This is a genomic window from Bradyrhizobium guangdongense, assembly GCF_006483445.1.
Classification (GTDB): Bacteria; Pseudomonadota; Alphaproteobacteria; order Rhizobiales; family Xanthobacteraceae; genus Bradyrhizobium; species Bradyrhizobium guangdongense_A.
In genome coordinates, this window is the sequence record NZ_PPPT01000186.1 from 1 (window position 1) to 15,209 (window position 15,209).

A 15,209-nucleotide genomic window follows, 5' to 3' on the forward strand; every position below is an offset into this window, starting at 1 on the left:
AGCGCGATCAGCAGCGCAACGAACAGCAGGATGTAGGGCAGGTAGGTGGTGACGCGCACGCCTGTGGCGTCGACGTCGGCATAGATGCTGTAGGCGACGAACAGCAGACCCGTGCCGAGGATGCCCATGAACAGGATGAGCGTGAGCGGGTTGAAACCCTTGTCGAGATTGGGCCGGGAGGCCGGTTGTACCGGTGCCGGATCGGCTATCGATCGGTCGAATGTTGCATCCGTCATGTCAAACGCCCCTTCAGACTTCTTCTTGAATGGGGACGAGTTTTGCCGACGGATGCGAAGTCTGGATGACAGAGACGGTCTGAGAGGCGATTTCGACCCAGGAGTCAGGCGGCGCGCGCCGCCTTCTTCTGCTGCGCCGCTGCGATCCTGAGGTCATCGACGAAGCGCTGATATTCCAGCTTCTTCGCCTCTTCGTCCGGCAGCCGCAGCAGATAGGACGGATGCACTGTCACGAGTGCCTTGCGATCTCCGTCGAGATCGATCAGCCGTCCCCGCGTCTTGCCGACAGGCGTGATCTTGCCGAACACGCTTTGCGCGGCGGTGGCGCCCATCGCGACGACAAGTGCGGGATCGATTGCCGCAAGTTCCCGCTCATACCATTGCCGGCAAGCCCTGATCTCTGGGGTAACAGGCTTCTGGTGCAGGCGGATCTTTCCGCGCGGCACGAACTTGAAGTGCTTCACGGCATTGGTGACATAGACCTTCTTGCGATCGATCCCGGCCTCTTCCAGCGCGCGATCGAGCATCTGCCCGGCGGGTCCGACGAAGGGGTGGCCGGCAAGGTCCTCCTTGTCGCCGGGCTGCTCACCGACCAGCATGATGGTGGCGTTGCGTGGGCCCTCACCGAACACGATTTGCGTTGCGTCCTTCCAGAGCGGGCAGGCGCGGCAATGGGCGGCTTCCTCGCGGAGGGTTTCCAGATCGTCAGTGGCAGGCTTGCGTGCCATGGATATCTCCGGGCGTGGATTCATCCTTCCGCCGGTCCAGCGTTCGGCGTCGGAGAGCAATGGTTCAAGTATCGAAGCTTCGGGCAAGTTCCTCCGGCGCGTCCTGGGCTCGTCCTGCAGTGTCTGCTGCCGGTCCGGCTGAAAATGCCGGCGCCAGGTCTCTTCCAGTTTGCTCGGAGCCGGCATCTCCATCTGGCTGATGCCCGGCGTGAAGGAGATAGCATGACCGTCCCAATGGGCACAGACGTCAGGCGTGAGGATCGACCAGGGCATGTCGGCAAAACGCCGCGCGAAAAACGGCGCGGTGAATTCGACGATGTGATGCTCCGGCGCGAACCAGGCGGCGTAATGTGCCTTGTGCTCACGCCCGATCTCGCGGAAGCGGACGACATCGCGCATCCGCTGCGCATCGCGCCGCACGGCATTGCCCCTCGCATTCGCCTGCGCCACGTCGGGGTCGCTCATCGTGGCGAGCAGATCGTGGTCGCTCTTCAACCGCCACAGCAGGCGATAGAGCAGCGCGAAGCGGTCACCGTCGCGATGCAGGATCGCGAGACGCGCGAGTTCGATGAAGTTGGCCGGCACGCTGAACGTGCCTTCGGTCTCGATCGGCGGCAGGTGTGACACTTCGGACAGGCCTGATGGCACCTGGCTTTGGCCCTGTACCGTCCAGGTGACGTCCGCCGGATCGATCCGATGCAGGACCAATGACCGGGCGGCCTTGCGCCAGCCGTCGAAGTCCGTCTCGCTGGTCAGGATGATGAGCTGCATGGCTTTGAATCCCTTTGATTCCGCTCATGAATCCGAAGGCGCGCCAATTCGATTGACTCTTCGAGCGCCGTTAGCTTTATATTAGAACATATCATGAACAAATGAGCCAGCCGGTGGTTCTGCTTTTTGAGCCCCGGCGAACCATCCCTGAAGGAGCGGCGAGCATGAGCGCACGCGTGAGCGCGCTTGCGACTTTGCGCGGCCAGATCGAGCGCATCGAGACGGCGGAGGCCGCGCATCATCGCGATCGCGTCGCGCTTGGCCACAAGGAGGCTGACGGTGCGCTGCAAGGCGGGCTCGCGCGCGCGGCGATCCACGAGGTGTTTTGCGAGGGGCGCCAGGGCACGGCGGCAACGGGGTTCGTGACGGGGCTCGCGGGCCGCGTCTCGGCACGCCGGCCGTTGTTGTGGGTGCGGCAGGATTTTTCGGAGCTGGAGGTGGGTGCGCTGTCGATGAGCGGGCTTGCCGAGCTCGGCCTCGATCCGCGCCGCGTCGTGATGGTGCGCGCCGCCGATGCGGAGGCCGCGCTACGAACCTCGGCCGACGCGCTCGCCTGCGACGCGCTCGGCGCCGTCGTGCTCGAGCTCTGGGGCGAGAGCCGGCAGTTCGATCTCGTCGCGAGCCGCAAGCTGACGCTCGCTGCACAAGCCTCTGGCGTCACCGGACTGCTGTTGCGGATGGCAGCAAATCCGTCGCCGTCGACCGCCGAGACACGATGGATGCTGCGCGCGGCGCATTCGCCGCCGGGGGCGATGTGGAGTGCCTGGGGCGCACCTCAGTTCGATGCCGAGCTCGTGCGCAATCGTCATGGCCCGGTCGGGCGGTGGATCATGGAATGGAAGTGTGATGAGTGCCAATTCAGTGAACCGTCGGCGTATCCTCAGCCTGTGGCTGCCGCGCCTGCCCATCGACCGCATCAAACGGCTGCTTTCGGGGATCGGCGGCGCGTTGGATGAAAACGAGCCCAGCATCGTCGTCGCCAAGGAAACCAATGCACTGGTGATCCATGCACTCGATGAGGCCGCCTCGCGCCTTGGCCTGCATATCGGCCTGCCGCTAGCAAACGCGCGCGCCATGTGTCCCGATATCAGGGTGTTCGATGCCGATGTCGTCGCGGATGCCAAGACGCTGGAGGACATCGCCGACTGGTGCGATCGCTTCACGCCCCTGGTGGCGCTCGATCCGCCGCATGGGCTTTTCCTGGACATCACCGGCTGCGCGCATCTATTCGGCGGCGAGAACGCGCTGCTCCAGGTGCTGGTCCGCGCACTGGCCCGGCAGGGCTTTGCCGTCAGCGCGGCGATTGCCGGCACCTCGGTGTGTGCACGCACGCTGACGCGCCAGGCCTCCGGCACCATCGTCGCCGACGGCGCGGAGGCCGAGGCGATATCAACGTTGCCGGTCTCCATGCTCGGCGCCGGCGAGGCCATCACGGCAGGCCTGCGCCGCGCCGGCCTGAAGACGATCGGCGATGTCGCCTCCCGCACCCCGCATGAGATCACCGCGCGTTTCGGCGCGCGCTTCTCCACGCTGCTCGCGCATGCGTTGGGGCAGGGCGATGCGCCGATAAATCCGCGAAAACCGCTGCCCGATTACATCGTCGAGAAGCGTTTTGCCGAGCCGATCGCGACCGACACCATGATCGCGATGACGTTGTCGCGGCTGGCCGAGACGCTTGTCGCCTCGATGGAGAAGCAGGGCAAGGGCGCGCGGCGGCTGGAGGCTTCCTTCTTCCGCACCGATGGCGCGGTGCGCTCGCTCACGGTCGAAACCGGGCGGCCGGTCACGCAAAGTGCGATCATCGACCGCCTGTTCCGCGAGCGGCTCGATGCGCTCGCCGATCCCCTCGATCCCGGTTTTGGCTTCGACATGGTCCGCCTGTCGGCGAGCCGCACCGAGATCGTGGTGCAGGAGCAGCGCGATCTCGATTCCCATGTCCACGACAATGACGAGCTCGCCGCGCTGATCGACCGCATCGCCGCGCGCATCGGCGGAAAGCGCGTCGTCATGCACCTGCCGCAGGATACGCATATTCCCGAGCGCGCCGTGCTGGCCGTCCCGGCGCAGCATCATCTCGCCGCAGCCGCGCAGGCCGAATGGCCCGCGCGCACCGAGAGCGAGCCGCCGCTGCGTCCCCTGCGGCTGTTCGAGCGGCCCGAGCCGATCAAGGTGCCGTTCGCAACCGTGCCTGACGGGCCGCCGCACCAGTTCACCTGGCGCCGCGCAAAACATGCCGTAGTTCGGGTGGAAGGGCCCGAGCGCATTGCCATGGAATGGTGGAAGCAAGACGGGAAGCAGCTCACGCGGGATTATTTCCGCGTCGAGGATGCCGAAGGCCTGCGGTTCTGGATCTTTCGCGACGGCCTTTATGAGGGCGAGGTGTTCGACAGCGACGGCAAGCCCGTTCCTCCCAGCTGGTATGTGCACGGTCTCTTCGCATGAACACGCCGGCCTATGCCGAGATCGGCATCACCACGAACTTCTCCTTCCTGCGCGGCGGCTCCGATCCGCGCGCCTATGTGCACCAGGCGAGCGTCTTGGGCATTCCCGCGATCGGCATCGCCGATCACAACACGCTCGCCGGCGTGGTGCGGGCCTACAAGGAGCTCGACAATGACAAGGTGCTGCACAAGCCAAAACTGTTGATCGGCGCGCGCATCGTCTTCATCGACGGCACGCCCGACATCCTCGTCTATCCCCGCGATCGCGCGGCCTATGGCCGGTTGTGCCAGCTTCTGACGAAAGGTAAGCGTGGCGACGACAGCGCGTTTTCGAGCGAAGTGGGCACCGGTTCGCGTGAAGAAAACGCGTCAAAGCAAGAATCCTTGCGGATCGAGAAGGGGGAATGTCATCTCCGCTTCGATGATCTTCTCGAGTTTGCCGAGGGGCAGTTGCTGATCCTGACGCTGCCGCATCGCTTTGATGCCGCGCAAGCCGAGGGCATTCTTGTCAGGTTGAAGACGAGCCGCGCCGAAGGCGTGTGGCTGGCGGCAAGCCTCGTCTATCGCGGTGACGACCGCCGCCGTCTCGCGCAGCTCGATGCGCTCGCGACGAAGGCAAAAGTGCCGCTGCTCGCGACCAACGAGGTGCTCTACCACGACCCTGGACGCCGCCCGCTCCAGGACGTGCTGACCTGCATCCGCGAGAAGACCACGATCGAGGCAGTGGGGCGGAAGCTCGAGGCCAATGCGGAGCGTTTCCTGAAGACGCCGAAGGAAATGGCGCGGCTATTCCACGATTTCCCCGCGGCAATCGCGGAGACCATGCGCTTTGCGGACCGCATCGATTTCTCTCTCGATCAGCTCAAGTACCAATATCCGGACGAGCCGGTGCCGCCGGGCAAGACTGCGCAAGGGCATCTGGAAGACCTGACCTGGGCGGGTGTGCAGAAATATTTCGGCGGCAGGATATCGGACGCGCTACGCGCCACGCTGAACAAGGAGCTCGCGCTCATCGCCGAGCTGAAATACGCGCATTACTTTCTCACCGTGCACGACATCGTGCACTATGCCCGCAGCCAGAACATCCTCTGCCAGGGCCGCGGCTCGGCGGCGAATTCCGCCGTCTGCTACGTGCTCGGCATCACCTCGGTCGATCCGACCAAGGTCGATCTGCTGTTCGAGCGCTTCATCTCCAAGGAGCGGCTGGAGCCGCCCGATATCGACGTTGATTTCGAGCATTCGCGGCGCGAGGAGGTGATGCAATATGTCTATCGCCGCTACGGCCGCCATCGCGCCGCGATCATTGCTACCGTCATCCATTATCGCCCGCGCAGTGCCATCCGCGACGTCGGCAAGGCGCTGGGGCTGACGGAGGACGTCACCGCCGCGCTCGCCGACACGGTCTGGGGAAGCTGGGGCAAGGGCCTCAACGAGATGCAGGTCAGGCAGGCCGGGCTCGATCCCACCAATCCCATGATCAACCTTGCGGTCGAGCTTGCGGCCGAGCTGATCGAGTTCCCGCGCCACCTCTCGCAGCATGTCGGCGGCTATGTGCTCACGCAAGACCGGCTCGACACCTATGTGCCGATCGGCAATGCCGCGATGGACGACCGCACTTTCATCGAATGGGACAAGGACGATGTCGACGCGCTCAACATGATGAAGGTCGACGTGCTGGCGCTGGGCATGCTGACCTGCATCCGCAAATGCTTCGACCTGATCGACGATCACAAGGGCAGGCGTTATGAGCTTGCGACGGTCGAGCAGGACGACAAGAACGTCTACGACATGCTGTGCCGCGGGGAATCGCTCGGCGTGTTCCAGGTCGAGAGCCGTGCGCAGATGAACATGCTGCCGCGCCTGAAGCCGCAGACCTTCTACGATCTCGTCATCGAGGTCGCGATCGTGCGTCCAGGACCGATCCAGGGCGACATGGTGCATCCCTATTTGCGACGGCGGAACGGGGTCGAGAAGGAGAACTATCCGTCACCATCGCCCGAGCACGGCGAGCCGGACGAGCTCTACAAGGTCCTGCACAAGACCTTAGGGGTGCCCCTGTTCCAGGAGCAGGCGATGCGGATCGCGATCGAGGCGGCAAAATTCACCTCGGAGGAGGCCAACGGCCTGCGCCGTTCGATGGCGACGTTCCGCAATGTCGGCACCATTGGCAAGTTCGAGGAGAAGATGATCGGCAACATGATCCGGCGCGGTTACGATCCGGAGTTTGCCAAGAACTGTTTTGAGCAGATCAAGGGCTTTGGCTCCTACGGCTTTCCGGAGAGCCATGCCGCGAGCTTTGCCCAGCTCGTCTATATCTCCTCATGGCTGAAGCATTATCACCCCGACGCGTTCTGCTGCGGTCTGCTCAATTCGCAGCCGATGGGCTTTTACGCCCCGGCGCAGATCGTCGGCGACGCCCGCAAGAACGGCGTCGAGGTGCGCGAGATCGATGTGTCCTACAGCTTTGCGCAGAACACGCTGGAGAACACGGAGGATAAATATTGCGCCGTGCGTCTCGGCTTCCGCCAGATCGACGGCTTTCACTGGCTCGATGAGGATGAGGAGAGGCTGAAGCTCTCTCAGCTGTCATTCCGGGGCGCGCGAAGCGCGAACCCGGAATCCATCGGGCCGCATACGCCTGGCGGAATGGATTCCGGACTCGCGCCTAACGGCGCGCTCCGGAATGACGAAGCGAAAGACTGGGCCGACCGCATCGTCGCCGCCCGCAACCGCCGGCCCTTCACCTCCCTCGAAGACTTCGCCCGCGACACCGGCCTGCCCAAGCGCGCGCTGATCCTGCTGGCGGACGCCGATGCGTTCCGCTCGCTCGGGCTCGATCGCCGCGAGGCGCTGTGGCAGGTGCGGCGCCTGCCTGACGACGTGCCGCTGCCGCTGTTCGAGGTAGCCACCGCCCGCGAGCAGCCGGACGAGCACGCAAAGCCGCTGCCGCTGATGCCGCAGCCCGAGCAGGTGGTCGCGGACTATCAGACCATCCGCCTGTCGCTGAAGGGCCACCCGATGGAATTCTTGCGCGAGATGTTCGCGCGGGAGCGCGTCGTTCCCTGCAAGGACGTGTCGCACAAGAACGACCGCCGCCGCGTCCGCTGCGCCGGCGTGGTGCTGGTGCGGCAGCGGCCGGGCAGCGCCAAGGGCGTCGTGTTCATGACGCTGGAGGACGAGACCGGCATCGCCAATGTCGTGGTGTGGCCGAAAGTGATGGAGCAGTACCGCAAGGAAGTGATGGGCGCGCGCCTCGTCCTGGTCGAAGGCTATATCCAGAGCAGCCCCGAAGAGGTCACGCATCTGGTGGCCCAGCGCCTGATCGATCGCTCCCACGATCTGGTCGGCCTCGCCAATGACGCGTTGACCCGCAAGCGTCAGGTGCCCGCAGGCCCCGCATTGATCGAACCGCTCAACGACGACCGCCGCGACCACGCCGATACGCCAGCGCAAAAAATCCGCCACCCCCGCAACGTCCGCATCCTGCCGCCGTCACGGGATTTTCATTGAACTCGAAACCGTCACCCTGAGGTGGCCGCTTCTTCAGCGGCCCTCGAAGGGCGACGGCCCGGCTGCATCTGGGCCGTTCATCCTTCGAGGCTCCCCACGCGACGCGTCGCGTCGCATGGCTCGCACCTCAGGATGACGGATCCAAGATAGCCGCGCCCCTAGAAATTCACCCGGTTCGAGATCGCGCCATCCACCACGAGATTGGACCCCGTCGTGAACGACGACACCGGGCTCGCCAAAAACACCGCGGCCGACGCAATCTCCTGCGGCGTCGCCATGCGGCCCAATGGATTGCGGCGCATCGCATCCTCGTAGCGTTTTGGCATGTTCTGCTCGATCATGTTCCAGACGCCGCCCTTGAAATAGACCGTGCCGGGCGACACCACGTTGACGCGGATCTTCTTCGACGCATATTGCCGCGCAAGTCCCTTGGCCATGTGGATCAGCGCCGCCTTGATCGGGCCATAGGAGCTGTTCACGTCGGCCTGCGCGGCCGAGATCGACGAGATGAGGACGAAAGACGCATCGCCGGTCTTCTCGCCGCTCGCCTCGAGCAACGGACGCGCCGCCTCGAACGCATGGACAGCGCCGAGCACGTCGAGCCGAAAATTCTGCTCCCACGATGCGGGGTCGCCGCCTTGCGCCATCGCGCCGGCATTGGAGAACAGCATGTCGACGCCATCAAGCTCTTTGGCGATACCGTCGATCCATGATTTCAACGCCGCACCGTCGCTGATGTCGACGGAAGCGCCGGTTGCGCGAATGCCGCTCGCCTTTAACTCGGCAACCGTGGCTGCAACCTGATCCGCATTGCGCGCACAGACCGCGACATTGGCGCCTTCGCCGGCCAGCGTCGCCGCAATCGCCCGCCCGATGCCGCGCGTGCCGCCGAGGATGACGGCATTTCGTCCCTTGAGACCGAGATCCATTTTTTGTGTTCCTTTTTGTTTGTCGCAATGACGATGGTTGTTGTCGGCACCATGCTTTCACAACGTCGTCCTGGCGAAAGCCAGGACCCATTACCACAAACCTTCGTTGTTGCGCGATGCTGTGGCCAAAGGAGTGTTGCACAACATTCGACCGGGGTAATGGGTCCTGGCTTTCGCCAGGACGACACGGGATGTTTTGCCCCTCACTCCGGCGCCGCCCCCACCGGCGGGCCGCCGGGCGGGCGGTGCAGGTAGGTGAGGGAGACATAAGCGCCGACCCATGAGCCGGTTGCCGCGAACGCGACATAGAACGCGTTCTCGGTGTAGCTGATCACGGCGTAGGAGGAGAGCAGGTACCAGACCGCGCTCCAGGTTGCGGCGGGCACCCGCTTGCGCGCGATGACGGCCGAGGTGAACATCACATAGACCGCATCGGTCGCAGCGGTTGCGATGAACACGGCACCTGCGGTGAGGGGATCAACGGCAGCCATTGCTGTCCTTTCCATGCTATGAGATGCGCAGGCTAGCGGGAGGACAAGAGCAATGCAAAGTGCCGCCGCGATTCTGAAGGCGATCTGGGCATCCGTTGGCGGTGATGGGGCCGCACTCAATCATGTGCGGCTCACCGGCGGGGAGCCGCAACTGCCGTCTTCATTTCGTGTCGCCGTGGCGGCCCAGGTCAGCGTCGCGGCCGCAGGATTGGCCGCCGCCGAAATCTGGAAACTGCGCAGCGGAAAGGCGCAGGACGTCAGTGTCGACATGCGCCATGCGGTCGCCGAATGCCGCTCTGAGCGTTACCTGCGCGTCGACGACAAGCCGCCGCCACCGGCATGGGACGCCATCGCCGGCGTCTACAAGACCGCCGATAATCGCTTCGTGCGCTGTCACACCAATTTTCCCCATCATCGCGACGCCGTCTGCAACGTGCTGAACTGCAAGCCGGAGCGCGAACTGGTCCAGGCCGCCCTGATGCAGTGGAAGGGCGAGGATTTTGAGACCGCGGCCTACGCGGCCGGCGGCGTCGTCGCGCTGATGCGCTCGCATGACGAATGGTCGGCATTGCCGCAGGCGCAGGCGCTGGCAAAGCTGCCGCTGATCTCGATCGAGAAGATCGGCGATGCGCCGCCAAAGCCGCTACCGAAAGGCGATCGCCCGCTTGCCGGCCTGCGCGTGCTCGATCTCTCCCGCGTGATCGCCGGCCCCGTCGCCGGCCGCACGCTCGCGGCTCATGGCGCCGATGTGCTGCTGGTGTCGAGCCCGAACCTTCCCGCCATTCCCTGGCTCACCATCGACACCGGGCGCGGCAAGCTCTCGACCTTCATCGATCTCAAGCGCGAGGAGGGGCGCCGGCAGTTGCGCGAGCTGCTCGCGGACGCCGACATTTTTTCGCAAGGCTATCGGCCGCGCTCGCTTGCAGCGCTTGGCTTCGCACCGGAGGACGCCGCAAAAATCAATCCCGGCATCGTCTATGTGACGCTCTCGGCCTACGGCCACCAAGGTCCGTGGGCGGAGCGGCGCGGCTTCGATTCGCTGGTGCAGACCGCGACCGGCTTCAATCACGCCGAGGGACAGGCTGCTGGCATCGACGGTCCGAAGGAGTTGCCGGCGCAGATGCTCGACCACGCCACCGGCTATTTCATGGCGTTCGGCGCCATGATGGCCAAGGCGCGCCAGGCGCGCGAGGGCGGCAGTTGGCATGTGCGTGTATCACTTGCGCAGACAGGCCGGTGGTTGTGGAGTCTCGGCCGTCTCGCCGACGGATTGAAGGCCGAAGAGCTGAGCAGCGAAGCCGTACATCTTGCGTTCATCGAGAGCATGCCATCAGGCTTCGGGGCGTTGAGGGCGGTCACGCATTCAGCTGTTCTGTCGACGACGCCGGCCGCCTGGGCGCGTCCGGCGATGCCGCTCGGCAGCCATCCGCCGCAATGGCCTGCGCGTTAACCTCGCGCGTGCAGTGCGGCATATGTCAAATTTTTAACGCAAAGCGAAAAGGGGCTCGCGTTTTAAGGGTTGTTTGAACTAACAATTCGGCACTATTAGCGCGACCGATGAGGCAGTCATCTTGCCGGAATCATCGCAGACATGACCGGGCCCCATGGTAGCTGAAAATACCAAGCAATTGCAGGTATTTACAAAGCAGCGGATGATTGCATCCGTGGTTTTACTGGCGCTTGCCGGTGGCGCTGCCTATGGCTTCCTCTTTGCCGGTGGGGCCAAGGAGAAGAACCACTCCGAGATCTCCAGCCAGTCGCGCAAGAACGCGCAGAATTTTACGCCGACGCCGTCTGAATGGGCGACGCTGGCGATCGAGCCCGTGAAGCAGAGGGCCTTCCGCGCCGAGTATGTCACCGAAGGCAAGGTCGCGGTCGATGAGGATCGCTCGACCCCGGTGTTCTCGCCCTATGCCGGTCGCGTCACCAAGCTGCTCGCAAAGCCTGGTGAGAGCCTGAAGCAGGGCCAACCGCTGTTCACAATCGAGGCCGCCGACACCGTGCAGGCCCAGAACGATTTCATCGCGGCGATGACCTCGCAGAACAAGGCGAAGTCGGCGATGGAGCTTGCCGACATCCAGTTCAAGCGCGCCAAGGATCTCTACGAGGGTCGCGCCATCCCGCTGAAGGATTATCAGCAGGCCGAGACCACGCAGGTCCAGGCCCAGAACGACATGCGCTCGTCGATGACGGCGCTGGAAGCCTCGCGCAACAAGCTGCGCATCCTCGGCTTCACCGACGACGCCATCAAGGCTTTTGGCGACAAGGGCGCCATCAATCCTGAAATCACGATCTATTCGCCGATCTCAGGCACCGTCGTGCAGCGCAAGATCGGCCCCGGCCAGTACGTCAATTCCGGCGCCAGCGATCCGGTCTTCGTGATCGGCGACCTCTCCACGGTCTGGCTGACCGCCTTCGTCCGCGAGAGCGATGCGGCCTCCGTCTGCGTCGGGCAGGACATCAGCGTCAACGTCATGGCGCTGCCGGGACGTCCGCTCACCGCAAAGATCAACTACGTCGCCGCCGCGATCGATCCCAACACCCGCCGCCTTCTGGTGCGCGCCACCATCGACAACAAGGAGGGCCTGCTCAAGCCGGAGATGTTCGCCAATGTGACGATCTATTCCGCCGGCGATCGTGCGGCTCCCGCCGTGCCGAAGCAGGCCCTGATCTACGAAGGCGACCAGGTCCGCATCTGGGTCGCGCGCGAGGACAAGTCGGTCGAGCTGCGCCACATCAAGATCGGCCTCGTCAACGGCGACCTCGTCGAAGTCACAAGCAATCTGAAACCGGGCGAACAGATTGTAACCAAGGGCAGCCTGTTCATCGACCGCGCGGCCTCCGGCAGCTAACGCTGATCGGATAAGGCGCGCCGCGGTTATCCGACAAGATCGTGCGTCAGGACTGCCGCGCGCGAAAACAAAAAACTGAGTTGAATGGACCGCCTCGTCGCCCTTGCCGTCAATCGCCGTTACCTCATGGTCGGCATGTTCGTCGCCGTGCTGATCGGCGGCCTCATCGCGTTCAACCAGCTCAACATCGAGGCTTATCCCGATCCGACGCCGCCGATGGTGGACGTGGTGACGCAAAGCCCGGGCCTCTCGGCCGAGGAGATCGAGCGCTACATCACGATCCCGATCGAGACCCAGGTCGCAGGCCTGAAGAACCTCACGACCATCCGCACCATCTCGCTCTACGGCCTCTCCGACATCAAGCTGCAGTTCTCCTTCGCCTACACCTATGACGAGGCGCTGCAGCAGGTGCTGAACCGCCTCGCGCAGCTCGCGCCCTTGCCAGGCAATGTGCAGCCGCAGATCTCGCCGCTGAGCCCGATCGGCGAGATCTTCCGCTACCGTCTGGTCGGCCCGCCGAACTACAGCGTGCTCGATCTCAAGACGATCCAGGACTGGATTTTGCAGCGCCGCTTCCGCGCCGTGCCGGGCGTCATCGACGTCACCGGCTGGGGCGGCAAGACCAAGACCTACGAGCTCCAGGTCGACTTCAACAAGCTGATGGCCAACGGCCTGACCCTGCCGCAGATGCTGCAGGCGGTCAGCAATTCCAACGTCAATGTCGGCGGCAACACCGTCAATATCGGGTCGCAATCGGCCGTGGTGCGCGGCGTCGGCCTGATCCGCTCGATCGACGATCTCGCCAACACCATGGTGGCGCAGACCGGCGGCAACCCGGTGCTGGTCAAGGACGTCGCGACCGTGACCGTCGGCGAGAAGCCGCGGCTCGGCATCGCCGGCCTCGACGAGGACGACGACATCGTGCAGGGCATCGTGCTGATGCGGCGCGGCGAGCAGAGCACGCCGACCATCAAGCGCGTCGAGCAGCTCGTCCACACCATCAACAACTCCTCGATCCTGCCGCCCGGCGTGCGCATCGAGCGCATCTACGACCGCAAGGACCTGATCGATCTCACCACCCACACCGTGCTGCACAACATGGTGGTCGGCATCCTCCTGATCGTGCTGCTGCAGTGGTTGTTCCTCGGCAATATGCGCAGCGCGCTGATCGTCGGCGCCACGATACCGTTCGCGCTGTTCTTCGCCGTCATCATCCTGGTGCTGCGCGGGGAGTCGGCGAACCTGCTGTCGGTCGGCGCGATCGACTTCGGCCTGATCGTGGACGCCACCGTCATCATGGTGGAGGCGATCTTCAGGCGATTGACGCAGACGACGCCGCTGACCGAATACGAGAACATCTCGGCGGAAACCATGATGGGCATGAAGAGCCATGCCATCCTCAGCGCGGCGGCCGACGTGTCGCGCTCGATCTTCTTTGCCGCCGCCATCATCATCGCGGCGTTCCTGCCGCTGTTCACGCTCTCGGGCGTCGAAGGCAACATCTTTGGCCCGATGGCGCGCACCTACGCCTATGCGCTCGCCGGCGGCTTGCTCGCGACCTTCACCGTCACGCCGGCGCTGTCGGCGATCATCCTGCCCGCGCATGTCGAGGAGACCGAGACCAAAATCATGATGGTCCTGCACCGGATCTACATGCCGGTGCTGCATTGGGCGGTCGCCAACCGCGGGATCATGCTCAGCGGCGCGTTCGGTCTCGTGTTGATGACGATCGGGATCGGCCGGCTGCTCGGCCTCGAATTCCTGCCCAAGCTGGAGGAGGGCAATCTCTGGATCCGCGCCACGCTGCCGCCGACCATCTCGCTCCAGGAAGGCAACACCTACGTCAACGAGATGCGCAAGCTGATCCGTGCGCGGCCCGAGGTCGAATCCGTGGTGTCGCAGCACGGCCGTCCCGACGACGGCACCGACGCCGCCGGGTTCTTCAACGCAGAATTCTTCGCGCCGCTCAAGCCTGCGAGCACCTGGCCGAACACCAAGAGCAAGGAAGAGCTTACCGCGCAGCTCCTGAAGCAGCTCGACGACCGCTTCCCCGGCGTCGAGTTCAACTTCTCGCAATATCTCCAGGACAACGTCTCCGAAGCCGTCTCGGGCGTGAAGGGCGAGAACTCGATCAAGCTGTTCGGCGGCGATCTTCAGGCGCTCACCGACACCGCGGCCAAGATCAAGTCGGTACTGTCGACCGTGCAGGGCGTCACAGATCTCGCGGTATTCACCTCGCTCGGCCAGCCGACCATCCAGATCGATATCAACCGCGCCAAGGCCGCGCGCTATGGGCTTGCGCCAGGCGACATCAACGCGACGATCAAGGTCGCGATCGGCGGCGACAGTGCGGGCGATCTCTACGAGCCCGGCTCTGACCGCCACTTCCCGATCATCGTTCGGCTCGCGCCGGAATACCGCAAGAGCGCCGAGGCGATCCAGAATTTGCGCATCGGGGCATCCGGGCCGAACGGCACCATCACGCAGATTCCGCTGAGCGAGGTCGCCTCCATCAGCCTGGTCTCGGGTGCGGCCTATATCTACCGCGAGCAGCAGGAGCGCTATCTGCCGATCAAATTCTCGGTGCGCGAGCGCGACCTCGGCAGCGCGATCCGCGAAGCCCAGGACAAGATCGCCGAGCAGGTGCAGTTGCCGCCGGGCTCGCATATGGAGTGGGTCGGCGAGTTCGGCAACCTCCAGGACGCCATCCGCCGGCTCTCGATCGTGGTGCCGATCTCGCTGGCGCTGATCGGCATTCTGCTCTGGTTCAATTTCGGCTCGATGACCGACACCTTGCTCGCCATGAGCGTGATCCCGATGGCGATCTTTGGCGGGGTGCTCGGACTCGTCGTCACGGGCACCGCCTTCAGCGTCTCCGCCGCGATCGGCTTCATCGCGTTGTTCGGGATCGCCGTGATGGACGGCATCATCATCATCTCGCAGTTCAACCAGCTTATCGACGAGGGGATCGACCGCATGACCGCGGTGGTGCGCACCGGGGAACTGCAGCTCCGGCCTGTGCTGATGACCTGCGTGGTCGCCGGTGTCGGCCTGCTGCCGGCCGCGCTCTCGGAAGGTATCGGCTCCCAGGTGCAGAAGCCGCTCGCGGTCGTGGTCGTCACCGGCATGATGCTGGCGCCGGTCGTGATCCTCGTGACGCTCCCGGTCCTGATCTCCTTCTTCTCGCGCCGCGCCCGGTAGTCCCTGACCGCTGTGGGCGTACGCCCACAAATCCTGCCCACTCGGTTTGT

General features: G+C 64.3%; 9 protein-coding genes and 1 pseudogene. 6 read left to right on the forward strand and 4 right to left on the reverse strand.

Features of this window, described 5'->3' with window-relative positions; genetic code table 11:
- A pseudogene (locus C2U70_RS25580) lies at positions 1–236 on the reverse strand (inorganic phosphate transporter); the annotation flags it as partial.
- A 104-nt stretch (positions 237–340) separates the two neighbouring features.
- Positions 341–1,735 carry a UdgX family uracil-DNA binding protein gene (locus C2U70_RS25585; RefSeq protein ID WP_140981403.1) on the reverse strand — a complete coding sequence of 465 codons (1,395 nt, stop codon included), beginning with the start codon at positions 1,733–1,735 and terminating at the stop codon, positions 341–343.
- A 164-nt stretch (positions 1,736–1,899) separates the two neighbouring features.
- On the opposite strand from C2U70_RS25585, the gene C2U70_RS25590 reads away from it, so the two are divergent.
- Genes C2U70_RS25590 through C2U70_RS25600 form a run of 3 tightly spaced genes read left to right on the forward strand, consistent with a single transcriptional unit; the run spans position 1,900 to position 7,686 of the window.
- Positions 1,900–2,691: an ImuA family protein gene (locus C2U70_RS25590; RefSeq protein WP_140981404.1), complete on the forward strand. Its 792-nt coding sequence runs from the start codon at positions 1,900–1,902 to the stop codon at positions 2,689–2,691.
- On the forward strand, positions 2,582–4,177 hold the full coding sequence (locus C2U70_RS25595) for a Y-family DNA polymerase (protein ID WP_186294466.1): 1,596 nt from the start codon (positions 2,582–2,584) through the stop codon (positions 4,175–4,177). Before C2U70_RS25590 ends, C2U70_RS25595 begins: the two co-directional genes overlap by 110 nt.
- On the forward strand, positions 4,174–7,686 hold the full coding sequence (locus C2U70_RS25600) for an error-prone DNA polymerase (RefSeq protein ID WP_140981405.1): 3,513 nt from the start codon (positions 4,174–4,176) through the stop codon (positions 7,684–7,686). Before C2U70_RS25595 ends, C2U70_RS25600 begins: the two co-directional genes overlap by 4 nt.
- Before the next feature lie 158 nt (positions 7,687–7,844).
- On the opposite strand, the gene C2U70_RS25605 is transcribed toward C2U70_RS25600, so the two are convergent.
- Entirely contained in the window at positions 7,845–8,615 is a 771-nt protein-coding gene (locus C2U70_RS25605) for an SDR family NAD(P)-dependent oxidoreductase (RefSeq protein WP_140981406.1), read from the reverse strand.
- A gap of 203 nt (positions 8,616–8,818) precedes the next feature.
- Entirely contained in the window at positions 8,819–9,106 is a 288-nt protein-coding gene (locus C2U70_RS25610) for a hypothetical protein (RefSeq protein ID WP_140981407.1), read from the reverse strand.
- A gap of 52 nt (positions 9,107–9,158) precedes the next feature.
- Here C2U70_RS25610 and C2U70_RS25615 point away from each other — a divergent pair, with 52 nt between their 5' ends.
- The 3 genes from C2U70_RS25615 to C2U70_RS25625 all read left to right on the forward strand — a co-directional run bounded on the left by C2U70_RS25615 (position 9,159) and on the right by C2U70_RS25625 (position 15,159).
- Positions 9,159–10,556 carry a CoA transferase gene (locus tag C2U70_RS25615; protein ID WP_140981408.1) on the forward strand — a complete coding sequence of 466 codons (1,398 nt, stop codon included), beginning with the start codon at positions 9,159–9,161 and terminating at the stop codon, positions 10,554–10,556.
- 154 nt (positions 10,557–10,710) lie between these two features.
- On the forward strand, positions 10,711–11,958 hold the full coding sequence (locus C2U70_RS25620) for an efflux RND transporter periplasmic adaptor subunit (protein WP_140981409.1): 1,248 nt from the start codon (positions 10,711–10,713) through the stop codon (positions 11,956–11,958).
- Positions 11,959–12,042: 84 nt separating this feature from the next.
- The gene (locus tag C2U70_RS25625; protein WP_140981410.1) at positions 12,043–15,159 is read left to right on the forward strand and encodes an efflux RND transporter permease subunit; all 3,117 of its coding nucleotides are present in this window, start codon (positions 12,043–12,045) and stop codon (positions 15,157–15,159) included.
- Positions 15,160–15,209 lie beyond the last annotated feature (50 nt).